Origin of the sequence: Rubrivivax albus (assembly GCF_004016515.1) — a bacterium.
Taxonomy (GTDB): domain Bacteria; phylum Pseudomonadota; class Gammaproteobacteria; order Burkholderiales; family Burkholderiaceae_C; genus Rubrivivax; species Rubrivivax albus.
The window spans coordinates 1-17,367 of sequence record NZ_SACT01000012.1; the positions used below are offsets into that span (position 1 = coordinate 1).

General features: G+C 67.2%; 17 protein-coding genes. 5 read left to right on the forward strand and 12 right to left on the reverse strand.

The features are described 5' to 3' along the window. The 3 genes from ENE75_RS23330 to ENE75_RS23340 all read right to left on the reverse strand — a co-directional run. Window positions 1-1,665: HesA/MoeB/ThiF family protein (locus tag ENE75_RS23330; protein ID WP_158289070.1), on the reverse strand; the 1,665-nt coding region annotated here is incomplete at its 3' end. 12 nt (window positions 1,666-1,677) lie between these two features. Beyond that, the gene (locus ENE75_RS23335) at window positions 1,678-2,928 is read right to left on the reverse strand and encodes a nucleotidyltransferase domain-containing protein (protein ID WP_233259237.1); all 1,251 of its coding nucleotides are present in this window, start codon (window positions 2,926-2,928) and stop codon (window positions 1,678-1,680) included. Further along, entirely contained in the window at window positions 2,903-4,450 is a 1,548-nt protein-coding gene (locus tag ENE75_RS23340; protein ID WP_158289071.1) for an HNH endonuclease, read from the reverse strand. Before ENE75_RS23340 ends, ENE75_RS23335 begins: the two co-directional genes overlap by 26 nt. Window positions 4,451-4,681: 231 nt before the next feature. Between ENE75_RS23340 and ENE75_RS23345 the strand changes: the two genes are divergently transcribed. From ENE75_RS23345 to ENE75_RS23365, 5 genes are all read left to right on the forward strand, one after another. Next, window positions 4,682-5,314 (forward strand): hypothetical protein, encoded by a 633-nt coding sequence (locus ENE75_RS23345; RefSeq protein WP_128201248.1) that lies wholly within the window; start codon window positions 4,682-4,684, stop codon window positions 5,312-5,314. Beyond that, complete coding sequence (locus ENE75_RS23350) at window positions 5,311-5,712, forward strand: hypothetical protein (protein ID WP_128201250.1); 402 nt, start codon at window positions 5,311-5,313, stop codon at window positions 5,710-5,712. The genes ENE75_RS23345 and ENE75_RS23350 overlap by 4 nt, the downstream gene beginning before the upstream one ends. Then, a complete protein-coding gene (locus tag ENE75_RS23355) occupies window positions 5,699-6,505 on the forward strand; it encodes an ImmA/IrrE family metallo-endopeptidase (protein ID WP_128201252.1) in 807 nt (268 codons plus the stop codon). The genes ENE75_RS23350 and ENE75_RS23355 overlap by 14 nt, the downstream gene beginning before the upstream one ends. 192 nt (window positions 6,506-6,697) lie before the next feature. Continuing rightward, window positions 6,698-7,573 (forward strand): tyrosine-type recombinase/integrase, encoded by an 876-nt coding sequence (locus tag ENE75_RS23360; protein ID WP_128201253.1) that lies wholly within the window; start codon window positions 6,698-6,700, stop codon window positions 7,571-7,573. A gap of 9 nt (window positions 7,574-7,582) precedes the next feature. Next, the gene (locus tag ENE75_RS23365; RefSeq protein ID WP_128201255.1) at window positions 7,583-8,770 is read left to right on the forward strand and encodes an IS91 family transposase; all 1,188 of its coding nucleotides are present in this window, start codon (window positions 7,583-7,585) and stop codon (window positions 8,768-8,770) included. Window positions 8,771-9,244: 474 nt separating this feature from the next. On the opposite strand, the gene trbC is transcribed toward ENE75_RS23365, so the two are convergent. From trbC to ENE75_RS23410, 9 genes are read right to left on the reverse strand one after another with little or no spacing between them, the layout of a single operon-like run. Beyond that, the gene (trbC, locus tag ENE75_RS23370; protein WP_128201257.1) at window positions 9,245-9,946 is read right to left on the reverse strand and encodes a type-F conjugative transfer system pilin assembly protein TrbC; all 702 of its coding nucleotides are present in this window, start codon (window positions 9,944-9,946) and stop codon (window positions 9,245-9,247) included. Further along, window positions 9,933-10,967 carry a TraU family protein gene (locus tag ENE75_RS23375; RefSeq protein WP_128201329.1) on the reverse strand — a complete coding sequence of 345 codons (1,035 nt, stop codon included), beginning with the start codon at window positions 10,965-10,967 and terminating at the stop codon, window positions 9,933-9,935. Before ENE75_RS23375 ends, trbC begins: the two co-directional genes overlap by 14 nt. A 41-nt stretch (window positions 10,968-11,008) precedes the next feature. Then, window positions 11,009-11,704 carry a type-F conjugative transfer system protein TraW gene (gene traW, locus ENE75_RS23380; RefSeq protein ID WP_128201259.1) on the reverse strand — a complete coding sequence of 232 codons (696 nt, stop codon included), beginning with the start codon at window positions 11,702-11,704 and terminating at the stop codon, window positions 11,009-11,011. Next, window positions 11,680-12,090, reverse strand: coding sequence for a hypothetical protein (locus ENE75_RS23385; RefSeq protein ID WP_233259238.1), 411 nt, complete (start codon window positions 12,088-12,090; stop codon window positions 11,680-11,682). Before ENE75_RS23385 ends, traW begins: the two co-directional genes overlap by 25 nt. A gap of 9 nt (window positions 12,091-12,099) precedes the next feature. Then, complete coding sequence (traF, locus tag ENE75_RS23390) at window positions 12,100-12,642, reverse strand: conjugative transfer signal peptidase TraF (RefSeq protein WP_128201261.1); 543 nt, start codon at window positions 12,640-12,642, stop codon at window positions 12,100-12,102. After that, a complete protein-coding gene (locus ENE75_RS23395) occupies window positions 12,639-13,097 on the reverse strand; it encodes a hypothetical protein (protein WP_233259239.1) in 459 nt (152 codons plus the stop codon). Before ENE75_RS23395 ends, traF begins: the two co-directional genes overlap by 4 nt. Window positions 13,098-13,113: 16 nt before the next feature. Beyond that, window positions 13,114-15,714, reverse strand: coding sequence for a type IV secretion system protein TraC (gene traC, locus ENE75_RS23400; protein ID WP_128201262.1), 2,601 nt, complete (start codon window positions 15,712-15,714; stop codon window positions 13,114-13,116). Window positions 15,715-15,753: 39 nt separating this feature from the next. Then, window positions 15,754-16,473 carry a type IV conjugative transfer system lipoprotein TraV gene (gene traV / locus ENE75_RS23405; RefSeq protein ID WP_128201264.1) on the reverse strand — a complete coding sequence of 240 codons (720 nt, stop codon included), beginning with the start codon at window positions 16,471-16,473 and terminating at the stop codon, window positions 15,754-15,756. Beyond that, entirely contained in the window at window positions 16,470-17,285 is an 816-nt protein-coding gene (locus tag ENE75_RS23410) for a DsbC family protein (RefSeq protein ID WP_233259240.1), read from the reverse strand. The genes traV and ENE75_RS23410 overlap by 4 nt, the downstream gene beginning before the upstream one ends. Window positions 17,286-17,367: the final 82 nt, after the last annotated feature.

The window sequence follows — 17,367 nt, forward strand, 5'->3', positions numbered from 1 at the left end:
CGGGCCATCACTCGTATCTCCACTGCTTGCTCCTGGGTCAACATCGACGGCCAAAAGGCCGTCAGCTTCGCCCAGGTGGGTCAGATTTACTTCGGCGCAGTGGGTCAGTTTTGCATCGGCGGCGACAAGGACTCGTTGGGCCACGAAGCCTGCAGCTTGCCCGATGTCGGCGCTTCCATATTGGTGGAAGCCTGCGCCACACATCGGCAGCCGAACTCGAGGGTCATCTGGCCACTCGGCCACATTGACTGCTTGGTCGGCGGGATCTGATATTGGCCACACATCGGCAGTGCCGAGTGCAACCACATGGGCCGCGGCACAGAAGGGCTCGACCCAGGTCATCACCACGGGCGTTCCAGCAAGACGGCCATGGCGTTGCGCAGACAGCAGGGTTCGGACCGCCGACTCAGCGGTGCAGTCAACCACCAGGTCGAAGGCGCCGGGCTGCACATGGGTCTGGACGTACTTGGCTGCGCGCATCGGCTCAGCTTTCACGGAGACACCAGGCACCTCTCGCAGCAAGCGCGCTTGCAGGTCAAGCACCTTGTACCTGCCGACGCTGGTGTGCCCTAGCGTATGCCTACCCGTGTTTTCAGACTCCATAGTCTCGTGGTCGACGGCCGTGAGGTCGCCGACGCCCGAGCGCACGAGGTGCTCGGCGACGGGTGCTCCGAGCGAACCTGCCCCCAGAAGGAGCACTCGGGCCTTGCGGCGCAGATGCAGGATGTCCAGGCCTTGGCCACGAGCAAGTGCCCAGTCGGCATCAAGGCGCCTCACGCCAACCGGGAAGATACCGGCGGGCGCCAGACCTGGCACGACCGCAGGAGTCAACAGATAGCCATACGCGATCTCCCCGTGCACGAAGATCACGGAGTAGGGACGAGGCTTGCGGTCCTTGTGCTTGGCCAGCCAGGCCGGCAGCTGAACCTCCCCTGCCGTCACCTGCGACACCAGTTGCCCAAGCTGCAGGAGAGACGTCGGCCAAGTCTGCGGCGTCCATGCAAAGGTGCTGGGCAGCCGGATGAAGAGCGCGTGGCCGGCGACGTGGGTTCCCGCCGCTCGCCCGTGCCGCACGGCCAGCGACTTGGGGTCCTGCGCGCCGGCGGTGGCGAAGACGGCCGCCGCGTTGCGAGTGCCCAGCTTGCCCAACGTAAAGACACCCAGCGCCCCGTCGGCCACGTTCGCCAGGCCACTCAGGTCCGCATCCATCATGACCGGAACGGGGCGCGCATCAGGTGCCTGGCGGCGCTGCAGGCAGTACGCATCCCAATAGGAGCGCGCCTCCCGCGCGAACTCATGCTCACGCCATGCCGGGTCGAGGCTCTTGTCGAGCAGTTCCGCGAGTGCCTGCAGCGCGCGGCGCACCGCGCCAATCGGATCAGCGTAGTCGTCGGGCTGTGAAGCAACACCGGTGCACACCCGGCCGTTCGACTCGATGTGGGGCACTACAAGGCATCGGTCTTTGCTGACAAACACCTCTGGCGGCTCACCAGGGAAACCCGGCGGCAGCACCAGCTTCGCCTGGCCCGTCGGCAGCAGCTCGTGCACCGCGCGCAGCTCCCACCAGTCCAGTTCGCGAGCCGCGCGCAGCACAAGACCTGGCTCCGAACGGAGCCAGGTATCTACTGCCCTTGCAGCGCTCGAAAACGGGGCGTCGCGGTCCATGTACTCGGTCTGTCAGCCGGCGGTGTTGCGCGAGCCGGTAGACGCCGGGCGCGTGGGGTTTCCCGCGGACGGGTTGAGCAGCAGTCCGCCGAACACGCCTTCAGGCCTCGGCTGCGACGCCTTCCACGCATCGACACCCGCCTGTCCGAAGATATTGCGGATCTTAGTTTCGTCGGCACGGCTGACTTCGTCGCTGAACAGGGCATCGAGGTCAGCTATGAGCCTCGCGTGCCATGCCTTGAACTGCCGCTCGCGCAGGCCGCCGTCTGTCCGCCACTTGTCCGCGAAATTCTCGAACGGCAGCTTCGGATTGGGCACTTCCGCGTAGCCCTTGCCGCGCTCGATGAACTCCGGCAGACGGTCCGCCACCTCCAGCGCGACCTCGATGGCCGAGCTGAACGAGCGCTTCTCGTGGGTCACGAGATAGTCGTAAGCCTTTGCCGCCAGGGTCACCAGGATGACCGAAATCGGCATGGCGTCTCGAATCTCCTTAGGCATGCCGCGGAAGTAGCTGTCGCGGTGCACTTTGAGGAGCTGCACGATGCGGCGCAAGATGTCGTCGATAGCCACCGGCGTGTCCGGCACCGGGTCGATCTGCGCGTGGTCCATCGCAGCCTTCAAGAGAACCATCTTCTGGAACTCGAAGCGCTTGTCGGCGATGGCGCAGAACCAGGCAATCAGGTCTTGCGGGTTTGAAGGCGACCAGACGTGCACCTTGTCGCGCACCCGGAGGTCCGTACCCGTGATGCCGAGACTCAACGGAATCGCGGGTGTGACGTCGAAGTAGAACGCGAAACCCGGATACTGCAGGCGCCAGCAGCGGTTCTTCTCGTCGGGCTCACCTGCATCGGGGTCCGCCCCCTCCAACGCCTTACCGAAATCGGCGAAGAACTGCTCCGACTCGCGCAAGTTGGTGAAGCGCGGTGAGCTGAGCTTGACGATGACATCCAGGTCGAACTTCTGCGGCCCGTAGCCCGCCACCGTCGTCTGCGTCGCCATCGAGCCTTGGACGAGCATGTGAACATCGGCCTCGCCAACGCCGAGCTTTCGGGCGATGTGGCGCCCCAGCTTCTCGTACTTCTCGATTGCCTTGAGCCGCTTCTCGCGCGGCAGTTCCAGCTTGTGCAGCAGCCCAACGATGAGCTTCTCCCATTGAGCCTCGTCACGACGCGCAGCCAGGGCTGCGATGACACGCTTGGAGAGCTTGTTTTGTGTACTCATGAATTCCCTCTTGGTGTCACGGATTGAGGTCAAAGGACTCACCGGTGGGCTCGTGACGCGCCTCCCGACGAGTGATGCGGATGGTTTCTTCGAAACCCTTTGAGCCCTGGACCGTCTCGTAGACGACAACGGTCGCGTGATGCCGTGCTTGCAGCTTCTGCCCCAGCCTTAAGCAGGCACTTGCAGGCGCACCAACAAACAGATGCACCGTTCCAACCTTCCACTGGTCCTGCAGGACCTTCAAGGCTTCGTCCACGCACAGGCCGAAGGCGAACAGGTCTTCCGGCCGCGCGATGGCGTCGATGCCCTGGCGCTCTGCCCGTATGTGCATCGTGGGCGCGCCGGAGATCGGCACACGGTCGTCGGCGATGTCGAAGGTAAGGCTGACCCGCAGGCATGCCTCTCCCCCGCGCTCGCCGACGCCGGCGGTGGACAACTGGAACTGGTTGGCACTCGAACCCACTGGCCAGAGCCACCGATTCTTTGACGCATTCCTGAAGGGCTGGAACACCGTCACATTGGCCTTGTCGCCAATGACGCGGCCGGCGAGAACCAAGACCGAGGTGCTGGAGAGCGGAAACAGCGCCAGGCGCTCCGGCGCCTGTTCGTCGCTGCTTGACCCCTCCAACACGCCGCGCAGAGCGACCGTCGAATCCCGCAGCCCTCGCATGACCACAGACCAATACGCAGCATCGTGAGGGTCTGGCAGCTGACGCGGGATGGACACCAGCGCCTGGGGCGACTTCTCGTCCGCCCGAATGCCCTGAGACCAAAGGGCTTCGCCCATCTCTGCTTGGGTCAGCGGCGGGTGAACCTGCCCCGTGATGCTAGCGATCAGGCTGATGGCGCGCGCCCGCGGGTAGGCCAGCGTGTCCAGCAGCCGCCGAACCGCCGCCACACTGCGTTCACGCATTGCATTGAGGTACTCGACCGAGTACCTATCGGCATCGACGCGGTCAATCGTCCGATGACACTTGTCGCAGAGCAGCAGGATGTTGTCGGGGTCGTCCGCCAGCTCTGCCGACCGAGCAGGGTCACCGCGAGGCCCATCTGGCGATGCGGCGACGATGTGCGCCAAGTAGCTGAAGTTGCATGTCGTCGTTGCGCCGAGGTGGGTGCGCAGATCTTCGGCACAGCCGTCCATCTGGCAGCGCCAGGCGGCGCGATACAGCACCTTTTCCCTGGTTGGGGAAGTGATGGCTCCTGCCCGGCCGCTGCCCTTGCGCGCCTCAATGAGACCGCACGCCGCGAGCGACGCCTTCAGCCAGGCCTGAAGCGCCGGTTGCTTGACCGACTTGGCTGCGAGAGCGGCTGTTTCCGGTGTGATGCTTCGCGGTGAGCTCGTGACAGGCGCCAGCAAGACCGTCAACCCGCGCTTGGCGACCACCTCGTCGACGCACCGCTGGCCGAAGTCGCCGGAGCCGACCTGCTGCCACGGTTCTGAAGCCTTCGCCGGACGTGCCCACACTTCGGAGCTACCCTGACGAGTGGCAATCAGCACCTCCGACTTGCCAGATCGCGCCACAGACGTGCCAATCGCTGCCGCGAGCTCAGCATCGTTCAAGGCAGGCGCAGGTACTTTTGTCATACTTGCTGGACGAATATACAGTACGTGTCTAGGGTTTTCACTGGGTTGGGCTCGTACCAGTCAGTCCCGGCTAGGGGAGAAGGGGGGAGCCCTACCGTTGTATGAGGTGTGCCGGCCAAATACGGACAACGCGACTCTTGTCCGGTTTCGTCGGCAGCCCCGCATACATGGGAGGATCAGGGGGCAGCGCATGAAGAGGACTTCAAAGTGCTGGACAACGAGAACACCGACAGAAAGTACGCGACGTCGTCTGACGTTCAGGCGGCGATTGAGCAACTTGGGCTCTCGCCGGCCCACAAGGTGCACCGCGCAGCGCGCGTGCTCATGGGCGGGTCTGAGTACCAGGACCCCTCAGAACTGCTCGACGAGGCTGTGAAGCGCTGCATGCAAGCGGCCGCCGGCCAACCAGGGCGCCCTTGGCCGCTGGACGTGCCCTTCGAGGCCTACCTGATTAAGTCAATGGAGGGTCTCGCGAGCGACTCACGCGACTCCTGGTACCAGCGCAATCGCGTTGCGATTGAATCGCTTGCCCTGGAAGGCCAGTCGGCAGACGATGTGCTTGGCGAACTGGACAGGCACGTCCCCTCCGTCGAAGACGCGCTAATCGAGGTCGAAGAGCGAGGTCGGCGCGAGAACGAGGCTGAGGCGAACATTGCCAGAATCAAGGCTCACTTTGCGGACAAGCCGGCGGTCACCAACCTGATTGAGGGCAAGCTCGCCGATCTCAGCGCCGCTGAAACTCGCGAGATGTTCGACATGACGCAGACGGAGTACGACAGTGCTCATCGGGCGTACCGGCGCGGCCTGGAGCAGTTATTCGCCGATGGGGGCAAGCGATGATCAAGCGCAAGCACGCCAATGAATTGGCCGCGCTCCGGCGGCTCGCCCTAGAGGACGTCTTGCTAGCGAGCGAGGCTGACCTTCGCGAACAGGCTGAAGAGGAAGGTCTCGACTTCAACGAGCTAGCTGAGAAGATTCGTTCTTCCATGCGCGAGGCGGCCGCCAGCGTGCTTCGCGAGCAGCTCGTGAAGGACAGAACCCTCGAGTCCACTCAACGGCCAGCGTCGAAGCGCCCTTCTCTTGAACGCATCAAGGAAGCCATTCGGGAAGTCTTTGCTCGAGAGCCGGAGCTTCGAGTAGCTTTCAGAGATGGCAGGCAGCAATCGCAGAGCGACTGGGAGAGCCTGTACGACGACCTTGTCCGACTTGGCGCCCTGAAGCCAGATGAGCGCGATTGATGTCGAACGGCTCAGCGAACCCGAGCGTCTCCTTTGGCGCTACGGCGTCACAAGGCCCGAGCACATCGACCTTGACGCGATAGCGGACGACCAAGGCGCGCCGGTCCGCTACGCGCCACTTTGTGGCTGCGAGGCTCGATTGGTCGCGATCGGCAAGAGAGCCGCCATCACGGTGAACTCGGGCAGCCGACCGGAGCGTCAGCGCTTCTCAGTCGGGCATGAGCTGGCCCACTGGATGCGGGACCGACATACGGGCGGCTTCCAGTGCGCCCAAGAGGACATCAGCCCTCAGAACGTCAAGGCGAAGTCAGCGGAAGCGGAGGCAAACGCGTACGCCAGCCAACTGCTCCTTCCCAACTACCTCGTGGACCCTTGGATCCAGGGCCGCAAGACCAGCTTGGAGACAGCGAAGCAGCTGGGACAGGACTTCCGCGCGAGCCTGACGGCATCGGCAATCAAGCTCGTGAAGCGCTCGGCGGTGGCTGCGTGTGTCTTGTGCCACAAGCAGCACGGCCTTTCATGGTCCGTACGGAACGATGCCATGCCAGAGGACGCCTACATTCCGAGCGAGCTGAGTCATGAGACTGCGGCATTCGGTATGGTGTTCGACGACGGGGAGCGGATGTCACGACCTGCCGTCGAACCAGCGAGTCGGTGGGTGTCGAGTCAGGCTCTCCGAACCGCGGAAGTCGAGTCTCAAAGCGTCCGGCTTTCGGAGGGCGTGGTCCTAACGGTGATCGGGGTGAAGACCTCCGCCGCCGCTGCCAAGCGGCGGTCTGCCCCTCGACGGTGATAGCTACTCAGTGGCCGCTTGCGGCGCCAGCGAACACTCAAAGGCAAATCGAAGGGTCTGCATTCAGTCTGAGGACTAAACCGCTCGCGCGGTAGGCGCTCCGGGAGAGGTCGAGGTGGTTCGCAGCGCCGCAGGTTTGCGCGATGTTGACGATCGAGGCAATCCGCCTCGTTCATCGACGGAGCAGCAACCATGGACACGAACCATCCGACGGTCACCCCGCTGCGGCAACGCATGCTCGACGACATGCGCATGCGCAAGCTCGATCCCAAGACACAGCAGGCGTATGTGCGTGCCGTCTGCCGGCTCGCAGCGTTCCTCAAGCGCGCGCCCGACACCGCCACGGTGGAGGACTTGCGCGCCTTCCAACTGCACCTCGTCGACAACAGCACCTCGCCCTTCACGCTCAACGCCACGCTGACCGCTCTGAAGTTCTTCTTCGACGTCACGGTGCGCCAGCCCAACCTGATGGTCGGGATGAAGTCGGTGCGGCTGCCGCAGCGGTTGCCCGTGGTGCTCAGCCGCGAGGAAGTTGCCAGGTTGATCGCCGCGACGGAGAACCTCAAGCACCAGACCGCCCTGGCGTTGGCCTACGGTGCGGGCCTGCGGGTCAGCGAGGTCGTCGCGCTCAAGGTCGGCGACGTCGACAGCCAGCGCATGACGCTGCGCATCGAGCAGGCCAAGGGACGCAAGGATCGCTACGCCATGCTCTCACCGCTGCTGCTGCAGCGGCTTCGCACCTGGTGGCGCGTCGCCCATGCCCAGGGCAAGATGCTGCCCGGCGGCTGGCTGTTCCCGGGCCTGAACCCGGTCGAGTCGCTGACGCCACGGCAGCTCAACCGCGCGGTCCACGCTGCCGCCGAGGCCGCCCACATCGACAAGCGCGTGACGATGCACTCGCTGCGGCACGCCTTCGCGACGCACCTGCTGGAACAGAAGGTCGACATCCGCGTGATCCAGGTCATGCTCGGCCACAAGAAGCTCGAGACCACTACCGTCTACGCCCATGTGGCCACCGAAGTCCTGCGCGAGGTGGTCAGTCCGTTGGAGGTCCTGCCCTCGCCGTAGGCGGCGCCCGTGGGGCGGCCTGCCCTGGAGGTCGCCGACATCTTCCGCATCCACGGCCCCGGTTGGCGTGAGGCCCAGCGCGGCCACCTGAGCCTCGCGCAGCTGAAGGTCATGTCGGCCATCACCCAGTGCCGCAGCGCGGCGCTGGGCGGGCATGTCTTGCGCTGCGGTGGCTGCGGCACCGAGCAGATCTCGTACAACTCCTGCCGCAACCGGCACTGCCCGAAGTGCCAGAGCAGCGCGGCTCAGCGCTGGCTCGACGCGCGCCAGGCCGATCTGCTGCCGGTCGAGTATTACCACGTCGTGTTCACGCTGCCGGCGCCGGTGGCGGACATCGCCTGCCAGAACAAGACTGCGGTGTACGGGCTGCTGTTCGACGTGGCCGCCGAGGTGCTGCAGACGATCGCTGCCGACCCCAAGCACCTGGGCGCGCGCATCGGCGCCACGCTGGTCCTGCACACCTGGGGTTCGGCCATGACGCACCACCCGCATGTGCACGGCATCGTGCCCGGCGGTGGGCTGGGATCCGGTGGGACGACCTGGGTGGCTTGCCGGCCGGGGTTCTTCCTGCCAGTGCGGGTCCTGTCGCGCTTGTTCCGGCGGCGCTTCCTCGAGGAGCTGAAGCGGCTGCACGACAGCGGCAAGCTCAGCTTCTTCGGCCAGCATGCATCGCTGGCCGACGCTGCGGCGTTCAAGGCTTGGCTGGCGCCACTGCGCCGCTGCGAGTGGGTTGTCTACGCCAAGCGGCCGTTCGCTGGGCCGCAGGCCGTGCTGGCCTACCTGTCGCGCTACACGCACCGCGTGGCGATCTCCAACAGCCGGCTGCTCGCGATGGACGAGCGCGGCGTCACCTTCCGCTGGAAGGACTACCGCGCGAACAAGAGCGGCCGGGGCAGAACTCGCCACAAGGCGATGACGCTGAAGCCCGACGAGTTCATGCGCCGCTTCCTGCTTCATGTCCTGCCGGCCGGCTTCCATCGGATCCGGCACTACGGCCTGCTGGCCAACGGCAGCCGCAGGGACAACCTGGCGCTGGCGCGCGAGCTGCTGCAGGTGGCGCCGCCAGAACCCAACGAGTCCGCCGACGAACCGTCGGCCGCGTCGGCGCCGACCTTCGTCTGTGCGCACTGCGGCCACGCCATGGTGGTGCTGCAGGTCCTGTCGCGCGACTGCTCCATCCGGGCACCGCCCACATGATGACCGCGCTTGGTCACCGGCCACCATCGCGGCGTCGACTCGGGCGTCCGGTGGATCGCATCGCCTGCCGCATAAGGACGGCCTTGTCAGGCCACCAAACGACGCCGCGCCGCGCCTCGGCGACACGCGTCGAGTCGCCAGCGACCGTTGCCAACGCAATGCTGCCGTGTCGTGGCAACTCCGTCACTGCGGAATCGCGGCCGAATCGCCATAGCCGCTGCACCTGACGACCCCCCGTGGCGTCCGCCGCGGTTTCCTCCCTAGAGGCTTATGCAACACCTGCCCGGCGGCAGCGGGGCAACTCGACCTTCAGCGCGTGGGCAGGTGTCGCACAACCCTTAACTGCTGCTGTTGCCCACCGACGCAAGCCGAAGGACAGCAAAGGGTCGTATGCAGGTCCTGCTCCGCCCAGCCCTAACTTCCGCTGTCAGTGGCGTTGCTGACTTTGGACGCGAGCCGATGGGCGAGCAGCGTCTACCGCCTCGGCCGAGCTGAACCCTGCGAGCTCCGACTCAGGTACTGCATCGCATAGTCCAGGGTCACATCTCCAGCGACCTTCACAGACTGCTGCGACGAGCCACACACGCGGGATGCACAGGCCTCGGCCCCGGCACCGTCCATGACCAGGACGAAAGTCGGCGTCCGTGTGATTGCGTAGCGATCGAACGCTTCCGGATCGATCTGGACGGCAACGCGGCGGCTGCCGATCAGCGCCTGCATGCGGGTCACCGTGTCTCTGATCGATCCGTTGACCAACCCCCGCAGTACGAGCGTCGCGCCCGCACGCGCTGCCTGGTCGACCAAGCGCTGGAGCGTCGGCTCCGGCATCGCGAAGCTCACGAAGATCAGCACCTTCGGCCCTGCCTTGCCCGGGCCCAACGCCGCCGCCTGCGTACCGTTCTGCAGGTCGAAGCCCTTGGAGATGGCCTCGAGGTCGATGGGCATGCGGGTCACCGGTTGCGGCAGGTTCTCGATCCGAGGTGCGGCGGGAGTCTGCACCCGCGCCAGCTCAGCATCGGTCGGCATCCGATGCTGCTGGCGTGCGCGCTGGATGTCGGCGTCGGTCACCGTGGGTGGCGTCGCCGGGGCACCCAGCACGCTGCCGGCAAGAACGAGCGCAGCGATTCCCGCGCCGAGCGTCCGTCCGATGGGCGATGCCGCGTCAGTAGCCCACACAGCAGTTCCTCTTCCGAAACAGCATGAACGCGAAGTCCTCGCCGCGCACCGGGTACTCCTTGCCGGCGCCCCAGACGATGGTGCTGCGGCCGAAGGGCTGGCAGCAGCGCCCGCCGTCCTTGGCGGTGTTGGCCACTGGGTAGGTCAGCTGGGTCTTGTAGGCGGTCTTGTCCATGGCTGGCAGGAAGTAGGGCCCGCACAGGCCCGGCCGGCCATGCCAGCCCCAGGCCAGCAGTTCGCGGTGCATCTTGGCAGTCAGCCGCTGCGCGATGAGGGCAGCCGTTCGCACGCCGCCCATGTGGTACGGCACGTGGCCATCGAAGGGGTAGATGCCGCCCTGGCAGCCGGCGCACCAGAACATCTCGGCGATGCCGAAGCCCGCGGTCGCGGCCACGCAATCGGCCGCGCAGGCCGCCACCGCCACCGGGTTGGCGAACAGCACGGCCTCGGGGTTGAGGATGAGGGTCAGCTCGTCGTCGTTCCACAGCGGGTCCACCTCGGTCAGGTAGGCCAGGTCGAACGAGCCCCGCTCCAGGCACGGGAAGTCGGTCACTACCTCCAGCCAGTACAGCACCGGGTTCACGTAGAAGTGCGCCTGGTAGAAGCTGCCGCCGTCGCCATCACCTTCGGGGCGCGTGAACCGTGCCGCCGCCGGCGCCGGGACACCGGGGTCGAGGTCGATGCCGCCCAGCGACGCCAGGCAGAATGGCTTGCGCACGGCCTCCACGTGCCGGGCCGGCTCCCAGAACCCGATCGACAGGCCGATGGTGGGGTTCACGCCGCAGCTGCAGACCGGGTTCGACGGGTTGGGGATGTCCTCCTGCCCATCGAAGTTGGCGATGGTGGCGCTGCCGATGCTGATCGGCAGGATGCAGCTCCAGCAGATCTCGGTGATCGGGTTGGGGAAGCGGCCGGTGCAGGTCAGGCTGTCGGCGGCCTGCGCAGGCGCCACCCAGGGCAGGGCGGCGAGCAGCACCGCGCGGGCAAGCACCTGGCCGGCCCATCGGCGAAGCGCGGGCATCCTCTGTGCGGCAAGCCAGCGGATCAGGGAGGGCAGGTTGGTCATTGCACGAGCACCTCGTCGACGCGCAGGCGCATGCCTTCCTGCGACACCACGGCGGGCACCTGCCTGATGCCGAAGCGGCGCGTCAGCGTTCCCTGCTGGTCGTAGTACACCGGCACGCGCCAGGCCTTCATCAGGTCCAGGTACGAGCCACCGGTCAGGATGGGCTTGACCTTGCCGTCGTAGCGCGCGATCAGCTCGCGGGCCCGAGCGACCTGTCGTCCGTCACGGGCATCGAAGAACAGCAGCCGCTTGGACAGCGACACCACCTCCAGCGGGTTCTTGCGCATCCCGGCCGGGAACAGCAGCCTGCCCTGCGCATCGACGATGTTGCGGTCGAGCGTGAAGGTGGGATCGATGGTCCAGGACCGTGCAGTCTCGGTGCTTCGTACGCCCTCGACCGGAGCGGGCTGGCGCACTGCGGCCACACCACGGTTGCGCGCCTCGTCGATCAGACGCTGCAGTTCACCCGTGCGTTCCTTGTCGCGCAGGCGCTGCTGGATGAACTCCAGCAGGTGGGGCTCGGCAATCCCATAGGTCGGGCCGATGGTCCCCAGGTCCACGGCGTGGGCGGCCGTGCTCAGGATCGTTGCGGCGACCGCCAGCAGGCACTGAATGACGCGCGCCGCCGGGCTGGTGCAATCTGCCTGAGGCAGTGGCAGCTCGAACTTCACCTTGCCGCCTTCCGGGTGCATGAGACCTGCTCGCCCAGCCGGGTCAGGCCCGGCCCGTCCTGGAGGTGGCTGGCCCGGATCATCGCCATCAGCAGCGGATCGCCGTCGCCTTCCGCCATCGCCTGTCGCAACTCGCGGCTCGAAAGACTCCGGCGGCACCGGCGCTCGTGCGCCTGGAGATAGGCCTGTGCCCCTTGGTGTGCCGCAGGGGAAATCTGCTGGAGCAGCGCAAGGTAGTCGGCCATCGGCACGTCGCCCGTGACAGCCGGCTGGGACGGTGTCTGCGCCGGCGCCGGCAAGGCAGCGGCGAGCGCGGTCATGGCGACAAGGGACGCCAGCGATGCCTGGGTGATCGACTGGGCGACGTGACGGGAAGCCGGCCAACGCAGCATCGAATGCGGATCCATGGCAGCCCCTCAGAACAGCGGCACCACGGTGCCCAGCACCTGCTCGGCCCGCACGAGCCCGCTGCTGCGGTAGCGCGAGTCGAACGAGTCCGGACCCGTGCCCTGCACGTAGTAGTGGCCTGGCGGGATCACCGTCGGCGCGATCGGCTCCAGCGGGCGCCGGTCGAAGGCCTGGGCCTTGGCCGTGCCGACGACGACACCGTTGACCGACACCGTGCGGCCGGACACCGTCACCACGTCGCCCGGCAGGCCGCGCACGACCTTGAAGAACGGTTGACCGTCCAGTCCGGGGTAGGCGGTTCGCGCTTCGCCCGCAAACGAGAAGATGACGAACTCGCCGCGCTGCAGCGGATGCTCGCCGTGCTGCAGCCAGGCCACCCGGTACGGCAGGCTGCCCGTCCAGTTGAAGAGGACCGGCACCCGCGGCGTCGGGTCGATGAAGAGCCGCGTGTAGGCGAAGGCCCAGATCGCGAACACGGGCAGGTAGAGGTACCAGCGCCGCCGCATGTGCGCCGCAAAGTCGATGGCCTGGGCGCGAAGGCTGCGGTTCATCGGGCCTCCTCGGAGTCGTTCCTGTGGGGTGTCTGGGGATGGCCCAGCTTCTGCTGCAGCAGTGCCGTCAGATCGACGGTCCGCGGTGTCCGGCCGGCCACGGCGCTCTTAAGCACCACCAGGCAGGCGCAGTCGCGGGGCAGTTCCTCCAGCGCCGCCGGCAGCCGCTGCGAGAAGCTCCGGGCCAGCGCAAACGCCTTCTCGCGGTCGGCGTCGGTGGTGGCGCGGGTCAGGAGCTGGGTGAACTCGGCCTCCTTCTGCCGGTACACCTCGCCGACATCGACCACGCCGACCCGCTGGGCCGGGCGCACCACCACGCGGTCGTAGGCGGCCAGCGTGCCCAGCACGATCAGCAGCGCGAATGACGCGTGGAGGAGGATGGGCGCCACGCCCACGGGCCCGGCAAGGGGCTGCTGGGGGTTCGGGCCCGCACTGGCGCTGGCGTAGACGTCCATGGGGGCCTCGCCTGGGTCACACCGCGTGACCGCGCCGCCGCAGCAGCTCGGTGATCGCGTCGTCGATGCTCAGGCCCTGCGCCCGCAGCTCGTCGATCGGGGCGTTGTCCTCCAGCTTGTTGGAGAACAGCAGGTGGGTCACCGGGTCGAGGATGTTGCGCGCCACGCCTTCCCCCACCGGCGAGGAGATGTAGACCTCCGAGAACACGCCGGGCTCCGTGCGCAGCGAGTTGAGCAGCCGCTTCTTGGGCTCGTCCATCGACAGCCGCCCCTTGCGGTCGAGCATCTCGATCGACTCGGGCTTCTGCCGCAGCAGGAACACCCAGTCCGAGCAGTTGAAGGCCGCCTCCATCTGGGCGGAGCCGTAGTAGTCGTCGGCACTCTGCGTGGCCGTGCCGAGCGATCCGCCGTACTTGCGGGCGCGACGGGCGGCTTCCTCGACCACGGCAGCCTTCACGGGGTCGTCGGCGCCGATGTCGCCCAGCTGCTGCTTGAGCTCGTCGATGAAGAGCACCTTGCGCCGGTTGCGCGTCAGGTACATCTCGCCGGTGATCTGGTGCAGCAGCAGGATGTTGACGACCGCATGCAGGTCGGGCCGGCGCTTCAGCTCCTCGTTCTCGATGACGACGAAGTCGTTGCAGAAGTCGATGTTGTTGCGCCCCTCGAAGAAGCGCTCGTACTGGCCGCCGCGCGCGTAGGGGTTCAGCATCACGGCCAGGTCGCGGATGCGGGGGTCCTCGCGCACGCCCAGCTCCTCGATGGTGCCGGCCTTGAAGGCGTCGCGCAGCGCGGTCACCGTGAGCGCGTTGCCGTGCTCGCGGAACAGCTTGATCACCATCGCCGAGATGGCCTTGTACTGGACCTCGTCCAGCGGCCGGGACATCGAGGCCATCTTGGAGATGGCCGGCACCAGCATGTCGATGTCCTCGTTGATGTCGACGATGTGCGTGAAGGGGTTGAGGCAGATGTCGACGTCGGGCCGGAACTCGATGTACGTGCCCTTGGCCTTGCGGCACAGCTTCTCGAACGACCGGCCGAGGTCGAGCATCCACACCTTGGCGTCGATGGCCCGGTAGGACCAGGCCATCTCGTTCATCAGCACCGACTTGCCGGACCCGGGCGCGCCGATGATCGCGAAGTTGTAGTTGCCCAGGTCGTTGTCGAAGATGTCCAGCGTCATCAGCTGGCCGCGCCGGCCACCGAAGACCAGGGCCGGCGTGCGCGTGCCGCGCCACTCGGCGATCAGCGGTGCCAGGTGGATGGCATTGGCCATCGTCTTGCGCGAGACGCGGCGCATCTTGGCCAGGTCCTTGTGGAAGGCCTCCGACAGCGTCATCGGCAGGCTGGCCAGCAGCGCCTGACGGTGCATGTAGACATCGGCATTGAGCTGGAAGCCCCGTCCGCGCCAGATCGCGTTGGCTGTCTCCTGGGCGGAAACGGCCTTCTCGGGCGGCGAGAAGATCGCCAGCTGGTGGTACAGGCTCACCAGGCTGCTGCCCACGTCGATGGCGTGGGCCGCTGCCGTCCAGTCCTGCAGCTTCTTGCCCACGTCGGGCATCACCTCGGCCATCTTGCTGCGGGCGTTCTGGGTCGCGCGCACGTGGTTGGCGGTGACCACGGACTTCATGACGTTGGGGTCGAGCACGTGCACGCCCATGGTCAGCAGGAAGGGCGCGCTGTACTGCAGCGCCGGCTGCATCAGGTCGCCGATCAGCGAGCCCATCTGCCACAGCGCAAAGCGCTCGGGGAAGGACTTGATCGAGTAGAAGCGTGCTTCCAGCGATCCCTCGTGACCTTCCTTCCAGAGGGTCAGGCCGGCCGGGTGCGGGTCCTGGATGGTGTCGAAGTCGACGATCTGGTCGCGGATCTCGCGGCCGTCGTCGTAGTGGAGGTTGGGGGCGTCGGTCTGGGAAACCCGGTTCGGGTTGGTGAACAGCGCACACCAGTTGATCAGGTCTGCGGCGTCGCAGACACGGCTGGGCAGCGACGCCGAGCGCAGCGTGGACGCCATGGACTCGCGCAGCGCGACCAGTTCGTCGCGCCGGGTCAGGTCGCCGGCCTGTTCCACGCCGCCGGGCACCGACACGCTCATCATCAGCCGGAAGTCGCGGATCGTGTAGTGGAAGCCGGTGGTCAGCGACTGCTGCGCGCCGTGCAGCAGGTGCCCCACACGCTGCCGAGCAAGGCGGTGGAACAGGTTGTCGTTGCGCGCCGGGCGACCCCAGTGCTTGGCCTTGTCGGCCTGGTCGGCATCCTCGACGCGCAGGTTGGCATAGCGGCGCAGCTGCTCGCGGATGTGCGGCGAGGCAAAGAGGTGGAACTGGATCCCGGTGGCCGGCGGGCAGGTCGAGTACAGCGAGATCAGCACCTCGGCCATGCGGTCATCGGCACCCGACTGCGGCATCAGCTCGAGCATGAAGCCCAGGCTGTCGCGGTTGACGAAGAGCTTCTCGTCGGCGAGGTAGGCCGAGTACGGCAGCCAGGACGCGAACTGCTCGGCCGGCGTGTCCGGAGGCGAGCCCAGGCCGAGCCAGCCCAGGCTGCCGTGGCCGGGGCGGCTGCCGCCAGGAGAGGCGGCGGATCGGGTCGAAGCGGTCGGGGTGAACGGAGTGGGCATGGCGCGTGCCTCGCAGGGATGGCCGGAAGAGGTGTCAGGTCAGTCGTTGGGTTCGTTGCCACGAGGATCGACGGGCATCTGCGGCCGGCCCGCCGGAGGTGTCAGGCCGGGCAGCGACAGCGAACCACTCGGTTGATCTGCCCGACCCGACTGGTTCGATGTCCTGGGGTCGCGCGCCTCGGTGGCGCCGCCTGCAGGACGTCCGGATGTGGGCGGCGGAGGCCGCAGGGGCGCGTAGGCATCGCGGATCTGCCGCTGCGCGTGCTCGACGAGCCACTGGCCGTCGTCGACCCGGACGTAGACGTAGCCCTGGTCGTGGAGGTCGCGGTCGGCGTCTTCCCAGGGCTTGAACCAGAGCCGCAGGATGCGGGCCGACGACCGGAGCGGCATGGCCGTGGGCGAGGGCGCCGTTGGTGAGACGGCGATGCGGGAGGCTGCCGCGCCTGCAGCGCCCGCTGCGGCTGCGCCTGCGATGCCCTCCGTCGCGCGCGGAGCTTGCGGCGTGCCTGGGCTGGCACCGGCCGTTCGCCGCTGACTCGGCAGGTTGTTCTGCACGGCATTGGCGTAGGTGCCGGAGACGGAGTCGCAGGTCACGCCGTCCGGGGCCTTGCAGGCATAGCTGGAGCTGCCGCTGAGACCGCTCATGCTCATGCAGCCGCTCAGCATCCAGGCCAGCAGCACCGACGCCGCGGCCAGTCCGGTGGCTGGGGCAGCACGCGATGTCGGAGCTGCGGGGAACACGACGGCGGACTGCTTCATGGCTTGCCCCCCGCCACCTTCGACACCTGCTGGAGGCGCGCGAGCAGCACGGCCCGGTCGACGTAGCCGTCGGTGCGAGTGCCATCCGCCCAGACCAGGGTGGGCGTGCCCTGGACGGCGAGGCGTTGCGCGAGCGCGAGGTTGCGGTCGAGCGGGTTGTCGCACTCCGGGGCCCGCAGGGCTGCCGGGTCGCCCGCCGGCCTGAGCAGCGAGGTGTCGCCCTGCAGCATGAACTGGTGCCAGGCCTTCTCGCGGTCCGCCGCGCACCAGATCGAGACCGGGCGCGCGCGGCCCTGGAAGGGCACGAGGAAGGTGTAGATCGTCACGTCGTCCAGGCCCGCCAGCTCGGGCTCGAGCCGGCGGCAGAACGAGCAACCCGGGTCGCTGAAGACGGCGATGCGACGGTGCTCGTTGCCGCCGCTGCCGCGCACGGTCTTGATCGCGTCCGCCAGCGGCAGCTGGTCGAACGCAATGGGCGCGTCGGTAGCCGGCATCCTCTCGGCCAGCGCTGAAGGAACGCCCGCGCCGGGCGCCTGGCCGGCCTGCGCAGCGATGGTGGACGCGCGAGCCAGTCTGGGGCCGGTGAGGTCCTGCATGGTCTGGGTGTCGAAGACCCGGCCGAAGATGAAATAGCGCGGATTGCGCGGCGACACGTAGGCCACGTTGCTGTTCATCCAGACCTCGTACAGGCCGGCCACGGGCGAGCGCTGCACCTGCGTGAACTGCGTGCCGGGATGCGCCTTGCGCAGCGCGGCCAGCAGCCGCGCCTCATCTGCGGCAGCGGCGCCGGCGTGGCCTGCGGCAAGGGCCACCAGACCGGCCATGAACCAGGCCGCGGGCCGGAGATGCCGGCTGGGAGCACACAGGGCGGGGGAGGTAAAGGCGAAGCCTGGC